Raw genomic sequence first — 19,053 nt, 5'->3', positions numbered from 1 at the left:
CGTTTAATTGTGAATTCTACCCCATGCAGACATAAGACGTATGATGTTTACTGAAAAGATTGTGCACCAATTGTCTGGATTGTCAGGAGCAGAAGAAATGTCAGAATCCATCGCGCCATTTCACGGCGTAGTGCCCCCAATCGTCACCCCGTTTAATGAGGATTTCTCCATTGATACGGATTCGCTGCGCGCACAAGTAGAGCGGATGATCAAAGCCGGCATTCATGGCTTGTTCGCACTCGGCTCTTCGGCAGAGGTCGCTTTTTTGACCCGAGAAAACCGGCAGATCGTCCTGGACACCATCATTGACCAAAACGCTGGTCGCCTGCCCGTCGCTGCTGGCGTCATCGACATGACCACCCCACGCTGCCTGGAACACGTCGCTGATGCGCGCGAACGAGGCGTCGATGCCCTGGTAGCTACCGCACCGTTTTACGTACGCACCCACGCAAACGAAATCGAAGAACACTTCCGCCAGCTACACGCTGCAGCACCTGACTTGAAGCTATTCGCCTACAACCTGCCGGTCTCCGTCAATGTGGTGCTGGAGATTCCTATGCTGATTCGTCTGGCCCAAGAAGGAGTGCTGGCAGGCATCAAAGACTCCGGCGGTAAGGATGACTACACCCGCGCCGTTGTTGCCGCGCGCAAAACAGCCCAGCTAGAAAACTTCGTCGTACTCACCGGCTCGGAAATGACCGTGGACTACGCCTACTTGGGTGGCTGCGATGGCGTCGTGCCAGGCCTGGGCAATGTTGACCCCTACGCCTACGTACAACTGCACGAGACGTGCCGGGCGAAAAACTGGGAACAAGCCGTCGAAATCCAAGAACGCATCAACAAGCTCATGGCCGTAGCATTTGTTGGCGACGGCTCGCGGATGGGCGGCTCGGCGGCAGGGCTGGGTGGATTCAAATCTGCACTGCACCATCTGGGTATCTTTGCTTCCCCCCGCATGGCACCTACGCACATGCCGCTTAACGACGACGAACATGCGCGGGTCGCAGCCATCGTTGATGAATTCAGCCACGGTGTGTAACAGTGCAGGTGCAAAACAGCATCCCGACACAGAGCGCACTGAGTGCGCCGAGCGCACCGAGCACTCTGTGCTTCGATATCGGTGGTACGAAAATCGCCTACGGCATCGTCCACGACAACAGCCCAACTGAAACCATTGCTGCGGGATCCGTACCTGCACAACCACAAGGTTCTTCGCTAGCTGCGGAGTTCGACAAAGCTGTCGGCATCGCATTAGCAGCAGCTCGTGAAGCGGGGGTCGAGCCAGACCGCATCGGCGTCGGTGCGCCGGGCATTGTTCGCGGGCCGAGTGGAACCATACTCCGTTCGGGCCCCACGGTTCCTGGTTGGCAAGGAACCATCATCGAAGACATTATCGCTCGTCACACGAATGTGCCCGTAGCATGTCACAACGACGTGCGCATTTGGGCGTTCGGTGAGCACAACTTCGGTGCCGGACGCGGTATTACTGGCCGCGTGATCTATCTTTCGCTGGGCACAGGCGTCGGCGGAGCCATCGTCGACAACGGAGAATTACAAACCGGAACCTCCGGTTCCACCGGTGAATTTTCGGAGTTACTCGTGGCAGATCTGCGGGGCATGGCCGAAAGGGTAGAAAACACTTGCTCCGGAAACTCCCTAGCGCGCTATTACAACGTGCTCGCGGCTGATGCAGACTATGCCGGGCGTATCGCTTGGGACCACCCTGCCGGACCCGATGACCTGAGCCTTCCAGAGATCATGAAGCGCTATCATGCCGGAGATCGCCTGGCATTTGACGTGATTGATGGCAATATGCGCGGTTTTGGGCGTGCGCTGGCCGGGCTCGCTTTTGCGCTCGATATCGATGGCATCATCATCGGCGGCGGGGTTGGTGGGCTCGGCGAACCGATTTTAGGTGCGCTGCGCGCTGGGTTCGCGCAATGGACGGTGGATTCTGCGCAACGACTACCAATCGTGGATTCTGAGCTAGGCAGACTCGCGCCATTGATAGGTGCAGCTGCTTATGCCCGCGAGTATGCGGAATAGTTGTGATGAGAAGACCGTTTGGTTTTCTCACAGGAGCAGTTTTCACCGGCTCAGTTATCCCAACGCTTGAGTCACCTTAAGGCTTGAGTTACCTCAAGAACTTAGTTACCCCACATACCTAAACACCTCACACCAGAAAGGGCGCAAAAGCTATGCCTTTTAATTTTCAGGCCAGTGATATCGCCGGTCGTCGGCAAGAAATCATTACCGCCGTGCGTGGCAAACTCGTGGTTTCGGTACAAGCTCCTGATGGGCATGCGATGCGCGATACCCATACGCTGACTCACGTGGCGCGTGCCTGCGTCGATGGCGGAGCACCAGCGATTCGCTGTGGTGGATATGGTGGGGTAGAAGATATTGCGTCTATCGCCAGTGCAGTCGACGTGCCGGTGTTTGGCTTGACCAAAGAAGGCGATACTGGCGTTTACATCACGCCAACGCGTGAGTCTGTGCGCAATGTGGTTGCTGCGGGGGCAGCGGTGGTTTGCGCCGATGCCACCTTGCGTGAGCGTCCTGACGGTTCTAGTTTTGCTGAGCTGGTGAAATTAGCGCACGAACTGGGTGCGGTGATTATGGCTGATTGCGCGACCCCAGAAGAAATGGCGGCGGCGCATAGCGATGGTGCGGATATCATCTCGACGACGCTGGCTGGTTACACCGAACACCGGGAGAAAACTGTGGGGCCGGATTTCGCCTGCCTTGCACAAGGGCGTGCACTGGTGGGGGCAGATGCATTCGTGATTGGGGAAGGGCGGTTCCATAGCCCACCGGCAGTCGCGCAAGGTATTGAGCAGGGCGCTGATGCGATCATTGCCGGAACCGCGATTACCGATCCGGGCTGGATTACCGCGGCTTTTTCTGCCCCCTTGCGAGAGCTAGATTAGTTTTCGCCTGCACGGTGGCCTCCGTGCAGGTGGCCACCGTGCCCCATTAGCGTGCTTGTACTGCGGCGATCGCGCGCTGCAATGGGGCATAATGCGCAAGTACTTTTTCACGGTAGAGTTGCGCGTCACCGGCTGCTAAAGCGTGCACTATCGCAGCGTGGGCCTCGATGGTTTTTTCAATGTCACCGGGCATCTGCACTTCCATTAATGGCAATACGTCCATGTGAATCTGCCAAAAAGCATCGGAGAGCTCTCGGATCAGGTTATTGGCAATCAACGAATGCAGACGACGGTGGTAGGCGTGGTCCTCTTCCGCAAAAGATTGTCCGGCCGAGTGTTTTTCGTGCATGGCTTGTACCAATTCCAATAGGTGGGTGGCGTCGTCGGCAGTAAAGGCTGTGCACAATTCATCGGCCATGGATAAATCAAGCCCGATACGCACTTCCACGACATCGCGTAGATGTTGGAAAGAATTTTCGGAATCAATGGTAGTGCGCAGAACCATGCCTTGGATTAAGGGGGAAAGAGAAAGCGAGCCCACAAAAGTGCCGTGTCCGTGGCGTACTTCTACGATGTCCAAGCTGGACAGTGTGCGTACTGCCTCGCGGACAGAGGAGCGAGAAAGGTTAAGAGCTTCACACAAATTGGCTTCTGTGGGCAAAGGGTCGCCTGGGCGCAGCTGGTTGCGTTTGATGTACTCGGTGATCCCGTTGGCGGCGAGTGTCGCGGCATTAATGCGTTGGCTCACAATTGGTCCTTTCGGGCCGGACTGAAAATTCGGGGACAGGGCCTTTGCTGGCGGCGATGTGTCGTTGTCAGTTTCATTGTCGGTCTCATCGTCAGCCTCGTTTGTGGTCTCATTGTCAGGCTCGTTGGCCGAGGTGTTGGGAGGGGTTACCCCCGGTCGACGGGCGACGATAGTTGGTGACCTTGGAAAATGACAATTGTGACTGCTTCGTATGGCATGTTTAGTGCCAGCTTGCTTGTCGGAAGTCAGATGTCTGACATATTATATGATCACATTCACACCATTGGGTCGCAACGTGACGTGTCACGTACTCGCCGGGGTGCACCGTGCACTGGGTGGGCAGGCCTGACAAGGAAGGATCAAGACCACATGTCTATGAATATCTCCATTATCCGCCGGATTGGCATGGTTGCTGCCGCGGCCAGTATGAGCATTGCGCTTGCGGCGTGTGCTCCTGACAACAGCTCGTCCAATGGTGCACAAGACACCAACGCGAATGGCTCTAGTGCTTCTGATTCTTCTGATTCTGCATCCTCTGGTGAGGTGAACGAAGAAGGTACCATCCGGGCTGCTATTTCCTATGAGCTTGGCACCAATGGCTATGACCCAATGACCACCACCGCTGCACTGACTGTGGCTGCTAACTGGCACACCCTGGAAGGTCTGACCGAACTAGACCAGACCGACGGCACCACCTATGCAGCCCTGGCGTCGGAGTTGCCGGATTCTGGCGATAGCACCGAAGCTACAGTGCAGCTGCGTGAAGGCGCGAAATTCTCTAATGGCTCGGACATTACAGCCGACGACGTTGTTTTCTCCTTTGAGCGCGTCATGGATGAATCCAATGAGTCGCTCTACGCTTCCTTCATCGACTTCATCGACTCAGTAGAAAAAGTCGACGATACTAGCGTGAAATTCACGCTGAAGCACCCAACTGGCGTCTTGGCCGAGCGCTTGTCGACGGTAAAGATCGTGCCGAAGGATGTTGTGGAGGAAGATCCAAAGGCTTTCGATAACAACCCGGTTGGTTCTGGTCCATACGTTATGACCGACAACGGTGGCGCCACGAACACCATCAAGTTCGAACGCAACGAGCACTATAATGGTGATCGTCCGGCGCGGTCCGCAAAGATGGAATGGGACATCATTCCGGATGCCTCGACGCGCATTAACGCCTTGCAATCTCAGCAAGTACAGGCGATTGACGCCGTGCCATATCTGAACGTAGATACGGTTGCTGCCACTAACGAGCTTGAATCTGAGCAGGGATTCGGCCTGTTGTTCTCCATGTTCAACAACGATCCGTCAAACCAATTCTCGAACAAGGACGCTCGCCAGGCATTCTTGTACGCGATTGATATGGACAAGGTCATCGAAAACGCGATGCAGGGGCAGGCCACCGCCGCGAAGTCCTTCCTGGATACTGAGCACCCGAACTTCCATGAAGCCGCAAACGTCTATGAACACGACACGGCCAAGGCGAAAGAACTGTTCGAAAAAGCAGGCGTGTCTAAGCTGCGTCTGTTGGCTACCGACCACGACTGGGTAAAGCTGGTCTCGCCGATCGTGCAGGAAAGCCTGAAAGAAGCTGGCGTGGAAGTTGAATTCACGGAGAAGAAATCTTCCGATGTTTACAACACCATCGACGGTAAGCCCGAAGCTTACGACGTCGTTCTGGCCCCAGGCGACCCATCGGTCTTCGGTAACGATCCAAACTTGCTGATGCGTTGGTGGTACGGCAACGACACCTGGACCCAGACTCGTATGCACTGGAATGACGAAGGCTACGAAAAGATCCAGGACTTGTTGGATAAGGGTCTGCAAGAAACCGATGAAGCCAAGCAGCAAGAAATCTGGAACGAAACCTTCGACGTGCTTTCCGATGAGGTTCCGCTGTACCCACTGTTCCACCGGAAGTCGCCAAGCGCTTGGGATAACAACACCCTCGTCGACTTTGAGCCAATTCCGGTCACCGGACTGTACTTCTTGGGTGCAGGAACCACCGAAAAATAAGGCAAGACTGAATGTCTAATCTGATCCGCCTCGTCGGACGCAGGCTGCTGGCGCTGCCGATTATGGTCCTGGGCGTAACGTTCTTGGTGTTTTTCATCATGTCGTTCTCGCCAGCGGACCCGGCACGCCTCGCCCTCGGCGAGACTGCTTCGCCCGCTGCCCTGGAGGCTTACCGCGAAGAACACGGTCTGAATGATCCATTACTCGTGCGCTATGGCCAGTTTCTGGTCAACATGGTGCAAGGCGACCTGGGCTTGTCATCCGGCGGCGTGCCGGTTACCGAGCGCATCGCGCACGCGTTTCCCATCACGCTGCAGTTGACTTTTACAGGGTTGCTGTTAGCGGTCATCGTTTCCGTGATCTTGGGTGTATTAGCTGCTATCTACCGAGAAAAATGGGTAGACCAGGTTATTCGTGTGCTTTCGATTGCCGCGCTAGCGACCCCGTCGTTCTGGTTGGCTATTTTGTTGATCCAGTGGCTGGGAACCATTCCTGGTGGTTGGGGAGCCTTCCCAGCCGTCGTGGCCCGGTGGGTGCCGTTTAGCCAAGATCCTGCGACCTGGGCGAATAATATTTTCCTCCCTGCTGTGGCACTTGCTGTGCCGGTGGCAGGTTCGTTAACCCGTGTCGTGCGTACCTCGATGGTGGAAGAACTCGACAAAGATTACGTCCGCATGGCCATCGGTGCAGGTGTGCCGCGTGGCACCGTCATCGGACGAAATGTCTTGCGTAATGCTTTGATTACTCCCATTACAGTGCTTGGTCTTCGGGTGGGCTACCTCATGGGTGGTGCGGCCGTCATTGAGATCATCTTTAATATCCAGGCGATGGGCCAGCTAATTCTCGATGGCGTTGTGCGTAACGACGTTTACTTGGTCCAAGGCGTGACATTGGTGGTCGCGATCGCGTTCATCGTTATCAACATCATCGTCGATATTCTCTACGTGCTGGTGAATCCACGGATTAGGAGCATCTAATGCTACGAGCAAAAACTGGAGAATAAAGCTGGCGCACGATTTACTGGCCTGAAAAACCTGCCGTTGAAATCAAAGATTTCCATGGTGGTCCTCGGCCTCGTGGTGCTGGCCGCTGTCTTTGCGCCGCTTATCGCACCGCATGACCCATTGTCTACGGGAACTCCGATTCAGGCACCGTCTGGTGAGCACTTATTCGGTACGGATTCCGTTGGTCGTGACATTTTATCGCGGGTTATTTACGGTGCACGTTCCTCGCTGCTCATTGGTTTGTTGGCAACAGGGCTGGCTTTGCTGGCCGCGGCTGTGTTGGGCTCAATTGCCGCGACATCGAACAAAGTCGTTTCAGAAATTTTGATGCGTATTTTGGACATCGTCATGTCCTTCCCCGCCATCGCGCTGGCCGCGGTCTTCGTTGCGGTGTGGGGTAATAACGTAGCTATTTTGATCATCGCGATCGGTTTCGTTTATACCCCGCAGCTGTCCCGTATTATTCGTGCGAATGTTTTGGGGCAGTTCGGTGAGGACTACGTATCAGCCTCCCGGGTCATGGGTGCATCAACAGCGCATATCTTGCTCAAACAAGTTGCGCGCAACTGCATTGCGCCGGTATTAGTTTTTGCCACGGTTTTGGTTGCTGACGCGATTGTGCTGGAAGCCTCGTTGTCCTTCATCAACGCCGGTGTTGCGCCGCCGAACCCATCGTGGGGCAATATTCTGTCCGATGGACAGGGCATTTTGCTCACCGGTGCCTGGTGGCCTACTTTCTTCGCTGGTTTGATGCTGTTGATTACCGTGTTGTGTTTGAACATCATGTCCGAGGGCATGACCGACGCACTGGCTTCGCCGCCTGCACGCAAACCAATCGCCGATGATGCGAAAGCTGCCGAGCAAGCTGAGAAAGCTGCTGCTGTGAAGACTCTCGGCGCGACTTCCCGGGAGGAATCCCAGGCTGCGCTGGAACAATCGCTGAATGCTCTGCGTGGTTCGTCCATGGTGACTCAACGACGCGAGGCTGGGAAGGCAGAGGCCGGGGCTTCTGCAAAGAAAACCCCGTTGCTGGAAGTCAAAAATCTGCGCATTAGTTTTCCGGATGCGCATGGGTCGGTCGACATTATCGACGGCGTAAACTTTTCCGTTGCTCCTGGAGAAACCTTGGGATTGGTGGGTGAGTCTGGCTGTGGCAAGTCCATTTCGGCCATGTCCATCATGGGCTTGTTGCCGAATTCGGCGGTGAAAACGGGCGAAGTTCTTTACGACGGAAAGAACGTGCTGGATCTGAGCGAAAAACAGCACAACGCATTGCGCGGGCATGAAATCGCCATGATTTATCAGGATGCTTTGTCCTCACTGAATCCCTCGATGCTCATCAAGGCGCAGATGACGCAATTGATTAAGCGAGGCGGAAAGCGCGGAGCCCGGGAACTTCTAGAGCTGGTTGGTTTGGATCCAGATCGCACGCTGAAGTCCTACCCACACGAGCTTTCTGGAGGTCAGCGTCAACGCGTGCTGATTGCAATGGCGCTGACACGGAACCCGCGCTTGTTGATTGCCGATGAACCGACTACTGCACTGGATGTGACGGTGCAAAAGCAAGTCGTCGAACTGCTTAATGATCTGCAAAAGAAACTTGGCTTCGCGATGATCTTTGTCTCGCATGACCTAGCCTTGGTGGCTCGCATGGCGGATAAAATTACCGTGATGTACGCGGGGCAGGTGGTCGAGCAAGGCAGCACTGCCGAGATCCTGCATGCTCCGACTCACGAATACACTCGTGGGTTGCTCGGTGCTGTTTTGTCTGTCGAAGCTAACGCACAACGTTTGTACCAGATTCCAGGAACAGTGCCGTCACCGACGGAATTCGTCAACGGGGACCGTTTCGCGCCGCGCTCGTCATACCCAGAGCTGGGGTTGGAGGAAAAACCAACGCTGCGTTTGCTCGGCGATGAAGCAACCTCTACCCACTATTACGCGAGCACCGATGAGCTAGAGGCTGTTCGCCGTGGCGCTAACGCGGCAGCTGATAGTTCGAAGCAGGAAGGCTAGTCGCCATGACCGAATTGGATAAAAGCCTGTCGGCTAAGAAATCAGACCTAGGCCAGCCTGTGCTGGAGCTGCGGGATACCAGCGTGGTGTTCAAAACCCGTACCGGTAGTCTGTTTAGCCCGAATAAGGTGCAAGCGAATAAAGGCATTAACTTCCAGATCTACCGCAACGACATTGTCGGCATTGTCGGCGAATCCGGCTGCGGTAAATCTACCCTGGCCAAAGTCATGGTGGGGCTGCAGAAACCTACCTCTGGCGAGGTGCTGTTTAAAGGCGAGCAGTTGGGTTGGGGGAGATCTGCACGCAAACAAATGGGAAAGTCAGTTTCTGTGGTTTTCCAGGATCCAGCGACCTCATTGAACCCACGCATGAGCGTGCAGCAGCAATTGCTGGATCCGTTGAATGTGCATGGGGTGGGCTCGCATAACGATCGTCTCAGTCGTGTCCGTGAGCTGTTGTCACTAGTTGGCCTGCCACAATCAGCACTCAACGTGTTACCGCGGCAGATTTCTGGTGGTCAACGTCAGCGTGTCGCTATTGCTCGTGCGCTCGTGCTAGAGCCGGACGTGATCATTGCCGACGAACCTACCTCTGCACTTGATGTATCAGTGCGTGCGCAGGTGCTTAACTTGTTGTTGGACCTCAAACGTGAAATGGGCTTGGGCTTGGTGTTCATTTCTCACGACATCAACACTGTGCGTTACGTATCCGACCGGATTTGCGTGATGCTCGGTGGGGAAATCGTGGAAGAAAATACCACCGAGGAAATTTTCGGCAACCCGCAGCATGAATACACGCGCGAATTACTAAGCGCAGTGCCGTCGCTACTAGGGGATTAGCCCGGAGAATCCCAGCAGACTCTGCGAGTTTTGTGCGAAAAATGAGTGATAGTTAACACTATTTGGGATCATAAAAGAATCTTATTAGTCTCTTGGGTATGAGATTGAAGAAGATTGCGTTCCTTCTGAGCGCCATTGCTGTTGCTGTCACCGGCGCGGTAGCGCCGCAAGCCAATGCCGTTCGGGGAGGCCATGACGTCTCTCCCGATGACAAAAAGGCACAGAATATCGTCATTGTCGGCGGCTGCACGGGTACGGTCATCAGCCCACACTGGGTCCTCGCCGCAAAACACTGCTTCCGAGAAGGTAACCACCCGATGCCGATCACTACTGGCATCGACAAAAAGGGCGGCCGCAAAGGCTCGCAGGAAACTTTCTATGCCCCAAGCGGTGACATTTCGCTTGTGCGGATGTCCATGTATTCTGCCTTCGATTTCGACAGCTACCCACAATTGGCTTCCGAATCGCCTCAGGCTGGACAGACCGGAACCTTCTACGGTTGGGATAATCGCGAACATAATTACTTGCAGCAATCGACCGCTGAGGTACAAGGTAGCTACCAAGACGGCAGTTATAGCAACGGCAAGATGTTTGTTGTGCACCATCAAGATGGTGCCTATTCCAAACCAGGTGATTCCGGCGGGCCGCTTTTTATTGATGGAAAGCTAGCGGGTGTGGCCTCGGCAATCTCTGGCAACGGCGTGCCACTGAACCTCGCTGATATTGCGGCGCAAAAAGAGTGGATCGCGGAGAAACTGGCGACTACAGGAGACACCGCGAATTTCTAACACAGTTCTCTTGCCTGCTGCCTGACGGTTTTTCGTCTATTTTTTGTCGTCCGTTTCGACCGTGACATTACCGGTGAGCTTCCACCCGTCGCCTTCTTCGTATTCGAATTCCGGGGCTTCGACTTCGTTGCCATCTTTGTCGTAACCTGGCGCTGGCTTGTTTTCGGCTTTCTCCAGTTTTTCCGGAGTATCAGTCTTTTCCCAGCGCCGGGTGCGCACGCGTGTCGAAGCCGCGTAGTCGTCGCCCATACCCTTCAGCAATGAGATCATGATGAACCCTTGCATGATGAAGAATGGCAGCGCGACGATGGTCACCACTTCCTGGATCGCTTGGATTCCGGATTCGTTGATGAACAATAAGGCAGCGGTTACTACACCGACAGCAATCGCCCACGCGACGCGGTAGTAGGTAGGGGATTTGGCCTCTTCACCGGTGGCGAATGTATCCATCACCAGGGCAGCGGAGTCAATTGAGGTGATGAAGAAAATCGTGATGACAGCCAAGGCCAGCGTGCCGGATACGGCATACAGCGGGTATTGCTCCAGGAGCGCGAACAAGGCAACCGGGGTGTTGCCTTCTTCAACGACTGGCCCGGTCAGCACACCGGGATCTTCCAGCTCCATTTCGATGGCGGAGCGGCCAAAGATGGAGAACCATACGATGACGAAAATCGTCGGCAAGGCGAGCACACCACCGATGAATTCGCGTACGGTGCGCCCACGTGAGATACGTGCGATGAACATGCCGACGAATGGCGACCAGCATATTGTCCACGCCCAGTAGAAGGCCGTCCAGGAATTTAGCCACCCTGGGTTTTCGTTGTAGGAGTCTACCCAAAACATCAGTTCTGGCAGGCTGCTGGCATAAATTCCGAACGCTTCCGTCGTGTGGTTAATAACTTTCAGCGTTGGACCCATGACGGCCACGAAGATCATCAGTAGTACGGCACCGAGAATGTTCAGGTTGGATAGGATTTTCACGCCCTTATCCAGGCCGGTGGCCACAGAAATAGAAGCGGTCACGGTAATTCCGACGATGATCAGCACTTCGACCCAGCCGACTAGCGGCACACCCCACATGATGTTTAGTCCGGCGTTGATTTGTAGTACACCCAAGCCGACAGAAACCGCAAGACCAAAGATGGTGCCGATGATGGCCATTGCATCAATTAGTTTGCCCGGCCAGCGGTAGACCATTCCGCCCAGAAATGGTGAGAATACCGAAGAGATGCGTGCAGGCATTTTGCGCTTGTAAATGAAATAGCCCATTGCCAAGCCCGGCAGCACAAAAATTACCCACATGTGGGCAGCGAAGTGGTAGTAGGTGTATTCGAATGCCTGTGTGATGGCCTCTTGGCTCATCGGTTCCAGCTCGCCACGTGGCGGATTATACGCGTGGTGGATTGGTTCAGCGGCACCCCAAAACAGCAGGGTAGCGCCTAGCCCGGCCGCGAAAAGCATAGCGAACCAAACGGGCAAGGAAAATTCAGGTTCGTCTTCGTCGTCGCCTAAGCGCAGTTTTCCGAATTTGGAGACGAAGATTCCGATCAGGAACACGAAGATGACGGAAAAACCACCGATATAAAGCCATGCGAAATTCCGCAGCAGTGTGTCGGAAGCATCGCTGTAGAGATCGCGAGCCCGGGAACCGAAGGCGATGGTTCCGGCCACGAAAACCGCCACGAAGATGGTGGCGGTGAAAAAGACGAAGGGGTCAGTTTGGAGCCGGAGTCTGCGCTTAGTGGGTGCGGACCCGGTTGATGATGTAGAAGGTGGCGTCATATTCTTCCTGCCAGCTAGGTTACAAAGTTCTAGCAGGGATTATACTGAGCCTGACCTTGGCTGGGGAGATTTTTGTCCCGGCGCTGGGACGGAGGATTCCTAGAACGGAGGCTCTTCGTCTAGCCCCAAGACGTGCAGGAGCTTGGATGCCGGCCAAATGGCGATCCCTTGACCTTTTTCGTTGAGTTCCTCCGCTCGCTTTTCTTTCGAGGTCTTTTTCGCCCATTCGCCAACCACCAAAATGGTGGTTTTCTTCGTGACATTTTTGCCGATTTGCGCGCCGCGTTCCGCAATGTCTGACCACAACCGACCTTTGTCGTAAGGCTCGAATTCCCCGGTTAGCGTGACGTGTTCGCCGAATAACGGATGGTCTGAGTCTGCATTGTGGTTCGCTTCCGGCACGGTATCTGGGGTGGCGACGGCTTGCCACGGGGCGGGCTGGCCACTACCGGATTTCGCCGAGGATTTCCCGGCTTTTTCGCTTGTCGACGCCTGCTGGCTGCTTTGGCCGGCTTGCGCGTTGCTGCCGGTGCTTTGTGCTCCGCCACCGGCTAATTCGCTGAGATCAGTGCGCAGTACGGGAATGTGGGTGTCGCCGTGAACTTTGCCCAGTGCAAAATTACTGGCGGCATATAACTCGGCAACGCTGCCGCGGTGATGTTCGCGCAAGGCTAGCTCTACGAGTATCTCACCGGTGACGTAGGCGGCAGCGGCCGCGCTTTCTGTGGAAGCGGGTTTGTCTGTTGCGACTTCCAGTGCTTGGGCGATCGTGTCTAATTCATGGTCGCGAACTTTGATGGTGGCATGTGTGCTGGCGTTGCGGGCTAGGGCTAGTGTGCACGCGTAGGTGAATGTAGCGTGAGTAGCAGCCAGCGCCCGATGCAGCTGTGCTGCCTGATAAAAACCGTTGTGGGCGACGATCGGCGTCGAGCCGTCGACAAGCGCTGGCGAATTCTGCAAATGGTGCGCGAATTCTTCTATGTTCCACGTTTTTTCTGTGTTGGCCTGGCCGTCGGTGTACTCCACGGTGTGGACGCGCAGTACGTTGTTGTATGAGGCTGTGCCGTTGGTATTGACCTCTGCTTTGCCTTCGCCGTCTGTGTTGTCTCCTGTATTCTTCTCGACGTTTCCCGTTGACTCGATAGCAATGGCTAGGAAATTTAGTCCGGCTACCGCACCTTCGGCTGGAGCTTTTCCTTGTTGGGCGTCACGAATATCGGTGATGAATGCTTGTAGTGCTTTGGTGCTCGCTTGGCCAGGTGGGAAGGTGACTGACATATCAGTGCCGTGGAGCACAACGGAGCCGCACTCTAGCGCGGTGGGTTCAGTGGCGGAAATGCCGGTGATGTCAGCAATATTGATGGTTGAGACCGTGCGCGATTCGTCGCCGCGGTATAGCGCTGCGGATAATTCGCTACGCATCATGGTGATCGTGTCATTGGAGACGGTCAGCGTGGCGTTATGGGCTTGCGTCACGGCAGTGATCCTTCCTGGTTGGGCGGCTGTGGGGCTGGCAGTTCTGTTAATGGCACCGGGGTAACCCTGCTCATGACGCTGGGTTAACTCTGCTCGTGGCACCGGGATTGCAGCCCTGCTAATAACACGGTAATGCCTCGTTCGACATCGGTGTTGCCAGCCCCGTTGCAATTGTTTGCGTTAGAACCATCGGTATTAGAGCTAGCGGATTTAGTGGCAGCCGATTTACTGGCAGCGAGCAATTGCTGAGCTGATTGTTCCATTATGCTTGCGCCGAACACTAGGTGCAGAGCCGAGGTCGCGGTAGCGATGACGTCGGCCTCAGCGTGGTCTGCGGCGTGGATGGTCGCAACGTGACCTTTTTTCGGCGCATTGTGTCCAAGCTCGTGGTGAATGCTAGCCACAAGGCTGTCACATAGGTGAGACCACAAGGGAGAATGTGGTTGTGAGACCGCTGCGTGCACCAGCTCGGCTCCATCACGGTGGGCAAGCAGTGTGGAGTGCAGCGTGGTGCAAAAATCCTGGGGGCTAGCGTACATACTGCCCGGTGGTGCGTCGACAAGCGCAAAAACCGGCTGCAGAATCTTTTTTGCTACCGCTGTAATCAATTCTTGTTTGTTGGCGATATGCCAATAGAGGGCTCCTGCGGCAACGCCGAGGGAGTTTGCTACCCGGCGCATCGTCATATCCGCCAGCCCATAGGTGTCAAGAAGCTCCAGGGCCTGGGAGATGATGGTTTCGCGGTGTAGCTGCACAATTGCATAGTTTACGGCAGTCTGTTTTGTGTGTAGTACGTGACGGCGAGCGCCGCGATTCGCAGCGCCTAGCCTGAAGCTCACAGCAAGTTCCGAGGAAGTTTTCATGTTCGCACGCGGGGCAGGCTGTTAGGATTACGTGACGTTACGCCAAAGAGTTCAAGTATTCGCCTCCGTGGCGCTACCCCAAATATTCAAGGAGCATCCATGTCTTTGTCCCTGACACCCAAAAAAGCCATTGTGGCTCTCGCTGCACTGGCCCCACTGATTGTGGCTGGGTGCTCGTCGGCTGACGAGGAAACCGCTGCGAAAAACACTTCCACTGTCACCAGCACGTCGGAAACCCCTTCGGCAACCCCAACCGAAGACCCGGAGCATAAGGACGAACACGACAAGAAAGAAGAAGATCAGCACCCTGAGGGGCAGCAGCCGAAGCCTGGTAACCAAGCGGCAGCGGGCGGTGCCCCAGCACAGGGTGGCCATAATGGTCAGCCTGTCAACCCATTCGATCAGCAGCTCGACCAACAGCGTTTGAATGTGGCTCCTGTCGAGGGTGGTCAGCCTGCCGACGAGCAAACCATCGGTGAGATTCGTCAGCTGTTGGATGGCGCGTACCAGCAGGAGACCCTGACGAAATTCATGCAGTACATCCCGAATAACACTTGCCGCGCGGCTTTGGATGAAATTGGTGGCGCTAATGCCTTCAATATGGATGAATTAGATCCGGCAACTCGTGCGCAATTCGACCGGGCATATGAACTTATGCCAAACCGCTCGTACATTGAGTCTGTCACCAACGTGCAGCGCAACGGCGACCGTGCTTCGGCAACCGTTACGGTAAACACCCCGCAGGGCAAGGATGAATCCATCCAGCGCTACCAGATCGAAGACGGCCAGTGGAAGTTCTGTAAGTAATTCATGGCTCGCAGTATTCCGCGCTGGTTGGGGGACCGGGCTGGGCTGATTGGTCTCTGGCTGATCGTGTATTCCGTTGGCGGCGCAATTTGGGGGTTGTTGCGCCCGACGTTTTCAGCGCAGGTTGTCAGTACCGAGAGTCTGATCCCAGATTATTCTGATTCCAGCCATTTCATAGCGTTTGCGACGTATGTGATCGCCACTGCCGCGATGTCCGTGGCATTGGCGATTTTCGCCTATCTTCTGCAAGGTTCCCGCAAATTTGTGGATTTGTTGTGGATTGGCGTGGTTGCTTTAGCAGGGGCAGTGTCATTTCTGGCCATTGGCGACGTCGTTGGCATGAGTGTGCATGGCATAGGGGCTGCTGATCAGCTTGCGCCGGGGACTACGATCACGACGGTAGCTGCCGCCAAACCCGGTATTTCGGGTTACCTGGTCTCGCCATTCGTGGCTATGCTGGTGTATTGGTCGTTACAGGTTCTTAGTCCTGCGACGGAAACCACGAAAAACCCTGTCGTGAAACAAACAGAAGACGCCTAGCCAGCATTAAGGAGCCACTACGGTGTTAAGCACGATCGACCTGCGAGGCCAAGTGCCCACCACTGCCCAATTGCGCCGTAGCCTGCCACGGGGCGGTACAGATATTACGTCGGTTTTGCCGACGGTCACGCCCATTATTGAAGCGGTGAAAACGGGTGGGGCGCAAGCGGCATTGGAATTTGGTGCTCGTTTTGATCGCGTGCGGCCGGACTCTGTGCGCGTGCCAGCAGAAATTATGGACCGTGCCGTCGGTGAGTTGCAGCCGGATGTGCGCGCGGCGATTGAGGAAGCCATTGCTCGGACCCGCAAGGTACATAGTGAGCAAAAACCACAATCGCATACGACCGAGCTTGCCGACGGCGCCCGCGTGACTGAGGTTTTCCGTCCGGTGGAACGCGTCGGCTTGTATGTACCTGGTGGACAGGCGGTGTATCCGTCGTCGGTAATCATGAATGCTGTGCCGGCACAGGAGGCCGGCACAGAATCACTCGTAGTCGCGAGCCCTCCACAGGAAGATTGTGGTGGTTGGCCGCATCCGACTATTTTGGCTGTTTGCCGGTTGCTCGGTGTTGATGAAGTCTGGGCGGTTGGCGGCGCGCAAGCGGTGGCGCTGCTGGCTTATGGTGATGATGAGTTGTGTGAGCCGGTGGATATGGTCACCGGCCCGGGCAATATTTATGTCGCTGCCGCCAAGCGTTTGGTACAAGGCGTGGTTGGTATTGATTCGGAGGCCGGCCCCACGGAGATTGCGATTATCGCCGATCACACTGCGAACCCGATTTGGGTCGCGTATGACCTGATCTCCCAGGCAGAACACGATGAGATGGCAGCGAGTGTCCTGATCACTGCTGATGAAGAGTTTGCCACTCGCGTGAACCATGAGGTTGCAAAGCGCTATGGCGTGACTGCCAACCACGCTCGTGTCGAACAAGCCTTGCGCGGTCAACAGTCCGGCATTGTGCTTGTCGACGACCTTGAGCAAGCCGTACGTGTGGCAGATGCCTATGCGGCTGAACATTTGGAAGTGCATACGGAAAATGCCCGCGAAATTGCCGAACGCGTTCGCCATGCGGGAGCGATTTTTGTGGGGGAATATTCTCCCGTGCCGTTGGGTGATTACGTGGCCGGTTCTAACCACGTGTTGCCTACGGGAGGCACAGCTCGCTTCTCGGCAGGGTTGTCGACGCATACCTTCCTACGTCCGGTGAACTTGATTGACTATGATCGTGTAGGTTTGCGTTCGGTCGCAGAGCACGTGATTGCATTTTCGCAGGCCGAACAGCTGCCTGCCCATGGTGAGGCGATCCGGGCGCGTTTTGCTGAGCGTGCGGAAAACGCGGAGGGGTAGCGCATGGTCGATATTTCCCATTTGCCTTTGCGCGAGGAGCTGCGTGGCCAACGCGCTTATGGAGCCCCACAGCTTGCGGTACCAGTTGCGCTGAATACCAACGAAAATCCATACCCGCCGTCACCGGCACTAGTGGAAACGTTGTTGGAGGAGATCAGGCAATTGTCTTCCCAACTTAACCGGTATCCGGACCGCGATGCGGTGCAGTTACGTGTGGACTTGGCGGACTATGTGACACGTCGGACCGGGGTAGAGGTTACTGGGGAAAACGTGTGGGCAGCCAACGGATCGAATGAGATTTTGCAGCAATTGTTGCAGGCATTTGGTGGTCCTGGCCGTAGCGTGTTGGGTTTCCAGCCGTCGTATTCTATGCATTCAATTTTGGCTGCTGGTACACACACAGAATTTCTTAACGTCCCGCGGCGGGCAGATTTCACCGTCGATATTGATTCCGCACTGGCTACAATCGCCGAACACCGACCGTCGGTCGTGTTTATTACGACGCCCAATAACCCGACTGGTACGCCCACTAGTTTGGACGAAATTGAGCAGCTGTGTCAGGCTGCCCATGCTGCCAACGGCATTGTGATTGTCGACGAAGCTTACGCAGAATTTTCTGCAAGCCCGTCGGCCACAACGCTGATCACGAAGTATCCTGCCACACTGGTGGTCTCGCGCACCATGTCCAAAGCTTTCGATTTTGCGGGGGTGCGGCTGGGCTATTTTGTTGCCGATCCCGCCTTCGTGGAGGCCGTGCAGTTAGTACGTTTGCCGTATCACCTTTCGGTGTTGACACAAGCTGCTGCCCGCGCTGCTTTGCGCCATGCTGATGAGACGCTGGCCGACGTCGGCAAGCTAATCGAAGGGCGCAATCATGTGGTTGCCGGGCTGGAGAAATTCGGTTATACCGTGATGCCCAGCGAATCCAATTTTGTGTTTTTCGGAAAATTCGCTGAACAACACGAAGTCTGGCAGCAGTTTTTGGATCGTGGGGTGTTGATCCGTGACGTCGGCGTTGCCGGATATTTGCGGGCGACGATCGGTACACCAGAAGAAAACGAAGCCTTTTTGCAAGCAGCACGGGAGGTGCAGCGATGAGCGCACGCATTGGCACGCATAAACGGGTCACGAGTGAATCTGATATCTCGGTAGAAATCAATGTGGACGGCCCAGCAACAACCGATATTTCCACTGGTCTGCCGTTTTTTGACCATATGCTTACTGCTTTCGCCGTGCACGGTGGCTTTGGGTTGCAGGTTGCGGCGCGTGGCGATATTGAAGTCGACGCTCATCACACTGTGGAAGATACCGCGATTGTTTTAGGCGAAGCTTTTGCGAAGGCGCTCGGAGATAAAGCCGGAATTACCCGTTTTGGCCAGCAGCAGTTGCCAATGGATGAAGCGCTGGTAGAAGCCGTGGTGGATATTTCCGGTAGGCCGTATTGCGTGTTTCGGGGAGAACCGGAGCACTTGGTGCACCAGATCATTGGCGGCCACTACGCAACGGTTATGAATGAGCATTTTTTTGATACTTTTGCCAAGCACGCGGGGCTGACTTTGCATGTTCGCTGCCATTATGGCCGCGACCCGCATCACATCACCGAAGCAGAATTCAAGGCGGTGGCCCGAGCCTTGCGTGCCGCGGTGCAGATTGATCCGAAGCAAGCTGGCCATATCCCGTCTACTAAAGGTGCGCTGTAATGGCGAATCTATCGGTATTAATCACATTTTTGTTCGCCGGTTTGCTCGCTGGTGGCGCCGTCAGTGCCTATCGTGCCGGTGCCAAAGCCTGGACGATTATTGCTGCCGTTGCTGCGGTGTCAGTGATAGTGCTGGCCATATGGATGATGACTATGCAGATGCCGTAAGCTGCGAAAAGTAGGTGAGCGACAGCACTGCG

At 55.3% G+C, this 19,053-nt stretch carries 18 protein-coding genes; 14 read left to right on the top strand and 4 right to left on the bottom strand.

The window, feature by feature from the left end:
* The first annotated feature begins 97 nt into the window (after positions 1-97).
* The 3 genes from O146_RS0109140 to O146_RS0109130 all read left to right on the top strand — a co-directional run bounded on the left by O146_RS0109140 (position 98) and on the right by O146_RS0109130 (position 2,930).
* Positions 98-1,039: a dihydrodipicolinate synthase family protein gene (locus O146_RS0109140; protein WP_023019261.1), complete on the top strand. Its 942-nt coding sequence runs from the start codon at positions 98-100 to the stop codon at positions 1,037-1,039.
* A 2-nt stretch (positions 1,040-1,041) separates the two neighbouring features.
* On the top strand, positions 1,042-2,046 hold the full coding sequence (locus O146_RS0109135; RefSeq protein ID WP_021352303.1) for an ROK family protein: 1,005 nt from the start codon (positions 1,042-1,044) through the stop codon (positions 2,044-2,046).
* Between the two features lie 152 nt (positions 2,047-2,198).
* A complete protein-coding gene (locus O146_RS0109130; protein WP_021352304.1) occupies positions 2,199-2,930 on the top strand; it encodes a putative N-acetylmannosamine-6-phosphate 2-epimerase in 732 nt (243 codons plus the stop codon).
* Between the two features lie 46 nt (positions 2,931-2,976).
* Here O146_RS0109130 and O146_RS0109125 read toward each other — a convergent pair whose 3' ends face one another.
* The gene (locus O146_RS0109125; protein WP_021352305.1) at positions 2,977-3,678 is read right to left on the bottom strand and encodes a FadR/GntR family transcriptional regulator; all 702 of its coding nucleotides are present in this window, start codon (positions 3,676-3,678) and stop codon (positions 2,977-2,979) included.
* 369 nt (positions 3,679-4,047) lie between these two features.
* Between O146_RS0109125 and O146_RS0109120 the strand changes: the two genes are divergently transcribed.
* The 5 genes from O146_RS0109120 (at position 4,048) to O146_RS0109100 (ending at position 10,338) form a co-directional block, all read left to right on the top strand.
* A complete protein-coding gene (locus O146_RS0109120) occupies positions 4,048-5,691 on the top strand; it encodes an ABC transporter substrate-binding protein (RefSeq protein WP_021352306.1) in 1,644 nt (547 codons plus the stop codon).
* A gap of 11 nt (positions 5,692-5,702) precedes the next feature.
* Positions 5,703-6,668 (top strand): ABC transporter permease, encoded by a 966-nt coding sequence (locus tag O146_RS0109115; protein WP_023019265.1) that lies wholly within the window; start codon positions 5,703-5,705, stop codon positions 6,666-6,668.
* 81 nt (positions 6,669-6,749) lie between these two features.
* The gene (locus tag O146_RS0109110) at positions 6,750-8,711 is read left to right on the top strand and encodes a dipeptide/oligopeptide/nickel ABC transporter permease/ATP-binding protein (protein ID WP_425265836.1); all 1,962 of its coding nucleotides are present in this window, start codon (positions 6,750-6,752) and stop codon (positions 8,709-8,711) included.
* 5 nt (positions 8,712-8,716) lie between these two features.
* Positions 8,717-9,550 carry an ABC transporter ATP-binding protein gene (locus tag O146_RS0109105; RefSeq protein WP_023019267.1) on the top strand — a complete coding sequence of 278 codons (834 nt, stop codon included), beginning with the start codon at positions 8,717-8,719 and terminating at the stop codon, positions 9,548-9,550.
* Positions 9,551-9,648: 98 nt separating this feature from the next.
* On the top strand, positions 9,649-10,338 hold the full coding sequence (locus O146_RS0109100) for a S1 family peptidase (protein WP_027018271.1): 690 nt from the start codon (positions 9,649-9,651) through the stop codon (positions 10,336-10,338).
* A 36-nt stretch (positions 10,339-10,374) separates the two neighbouring features.
* Here O146_RS0109100 and O146_RS0109095 read toward each other — a convergent pair whose 3' ends face one another.
* The 3 genes from O146_RS0109095 to O146_RS11785 all read right to left on the bottom strand — a co-directional run bounded on the left by O146_RS0109095 (position 10,375) and on the right by O146_RS11785 (position 14,351).
* Positions 10,375-12,120: a BCCT family transporter gene (locus tag O146_RS0109095; RefSeq protein ID WP_027018270.1), complete on the bottom strand. Its 1,746-nt coding sequence runs from the start codon at positions 12,118-12,120 to the stop codon at positions 10,375-10,377.
* Between the two features lie 99 nt (positions 12,121-12,219).
* Positions 12,220-13,596: a hypothetical protein gene (locus tag O146_RS0109090; RefSeq protein ID WP_035000761.1), complete on the bottom strand. Its 1,377-nt coding sequence runs from the start codon at positions 13,594-13,596 to the stop codon at positions 12,220-12,222.
* An 83-nt stretch (positions 13,597-13,679) separates the two neighbouring features.
* Positions 13,680-14,351, bottom strand: a complete 672-nt coding sequence (locus tag O146_RS11785; protein WP_162163374.1) for a TetR family transcriptional regulator — start codon at positions 14,349-14,351, stop codon at positions 13,680-13,682.
* Positions 14,352-14,558: 207 nt separating this feature from the next.
* Between O146_RS11785 and O146_RS0109080 the strand changes: the two genes are divergently transcribed.
* The 6 genes from O146_RS0109080 to O146_RS12775 are packed head-to-tail and all read left to right on the top strand — an operon-like array spanning position 14,559 to position 19,021.
* Positions 14,559-15,266 carry a hypothetical protein gene (locus O146_RS0109080; RefSeq protein ID WP_027018268.1) on the top strand — a complete coding sequence of 236 codons (708 nt, stop codon included), beginning with the start codon at positions 14,559-14,561 and terminating at the stop codon, positions 15,264-15,266.
* A 3-nt stretch (positions 15,267-15,269) separates the two neighbouring features.
* Complete coding sequence (locus O146_RS11780; RefSeq protein WP_051619378.1) at positions 15,270-15,806, top strand: hypothetical protein; 537 nt, start codon at positions 15,270-15,272, stop codon at positions 15,804-15,806.
* 22 nt (positions 15,807-15,828) lie between these two features.
* On the top strand, positions 15,829-17,154 hold the full coding sequence (gene hisD / locus O146_RS0109070; protein WP_021352415.1) for a histidinol dehydrogenase: 1,326 nt from the start codon (positions 15,829-15,831) through the stop codon (positions 17,152-17,154).
* A gap of 3 nt (positions 17,155-17,157) precedes the next feature.
* Positions 17,158-18,252 carry a histidinol-phosphate transaminase gene (locus O146_RS0109065; protein ID WP_027018267.1) on the top strand — a complete coding sequence of 365 codons (1,095 nt, stop codon included), beginning with the start codon at positions 17,158-17,160 and terminating at the stop codon, positions 18,250-18,252.
* Positions 18,249-18,854 (top strand): imidazoleglycerol-phosphate dehydratase HisB, encoded by a 606-nt coding sequence (gene hisB, locus O146_RS0109060; protein WP_027018266.1) that lies wholly within the window; start codon positions 18,249-18,251, stop codon positions 18,852-18,854. The genes O146_RS0109065 and hisB overlap by 4 nt, the downstream gene beginning before the upstream one ends.
* Entirely contained in the window at positions 18,854-19,021 is a 168-nt protein-coding gene (locus O146_RS12775; RefSeq protein ID WP_021352412.1) for a hypothetical protein, read from the top strand. Before hisB ends, O146_RS12775 begins: the two co-directional genes overlap by 1 nt.
* The last annotated feature ends 32 nt before the right edge of the window (positions 19,022-19,053 follow it).

Origin of the sequence: Corynebacterium pseudodiphtheriticum DSM 44287, assembly GCF_000688415.1 — a bacterium.
Taxonomy (GTDB): Bacteria; Actinomycetota; Actinomycetes; order Mycobacteriales; family Mycobacteriaceae; genus Corynebacterium; species Corynebacterium pseudodiphtheriticum.
The sequence above is the reverse complement of the archived record's forward strand: the minus strand, read 5'-3'. Positions and strand labels throughout refer to the sequence as shown.

Coding starts and splice junctions, on each gene's coding strand:
- O146_RS0109115 (WP_023019265.1), top strand. CDS start 5,703: ATGTCTAATCTGATCCGCCTCGTCGGACGCAGGCTGCTGGCGCTGCCG.
- O146_RS0109140 (WP_023019261.1), top strand. CDS start 98: ATGTCAGAATCCATCGCGCCATTTCACGGCGTAGTGCCCCCAATCGTC.
- O146_RS12775 (WP_021352412.1), top strand. CDS start 18,854: ATGGCGAATCTATCGGTATTAATCACATTTTTGTTCGCCGGTTTGCTC.
- O146_RS11780 (WP_051619378.1), top strand. CDS start 15,270: ATGGCTCGCAGTATTCCGCGCTGGTTGGGGGACCGGGCTGGGCTGATT.
- O146_RS0109080 (WP_027018268.1), top strand. CDS start 14,559: ATGTCTTTGTCCCTGACACCCAAAAAAGCCATTGTGGCTCTCGCTGCA.
- O146_RS0109065 (WP_027018267.1), top strand. CDS start 17,158: ATGGTCGATATTTCCCATTTGCCTTTGCGCGAGGAGCTGCGTGGCCAA.
- O146_RS0109120 (WP_021352306.1), top strand. CDS start 4,048: ATGTCTATGAATATCTCCATTATCCGCCGGATTGGCATGGTTGCTGCC.
- O146_RS0109100 (WP_027018271.1), top strand. CDS start 9,649: ATGAGATTGAAGAAGATTGCGTTCCTTCTGAGCGCCATTGCTGTTGCT.
- hisB (WP_027018266.1), top strand. CDS start 18,249: ATGAGCGCACGCATTGGCACGCATAAACGGGTCACGAGTGAATCTGAT.
- O146_RS0109095 (WP_027018270.1), bottom strand. CDS start 12,120: ATGACGCCACCTTCTACATCATCAACCGGGTCCGCACCCACTAAGCGC.
- O146_RS0109110 (WP_425265836.1), top strand. CDS start 6,750: ATGGTGGTCCTCGGCCTCGTGGTGCTGGCCGCTGTCTTTGCGCCGCTT.
- O146_RS0109130 (WP_021352304.1), top strand. CDS start 2,199: ATGCCTTTTAATTTTCAGGCCAGTGATATCGCCGGTCGTCGGCAAGAA.
- O146_RS0109105 (WP_023019267.1), top strand. CDS start 8,717: ATGACCGAATTGGATAAAAGCCTGTCGGCTAAGAAATCAGACCTAGGC.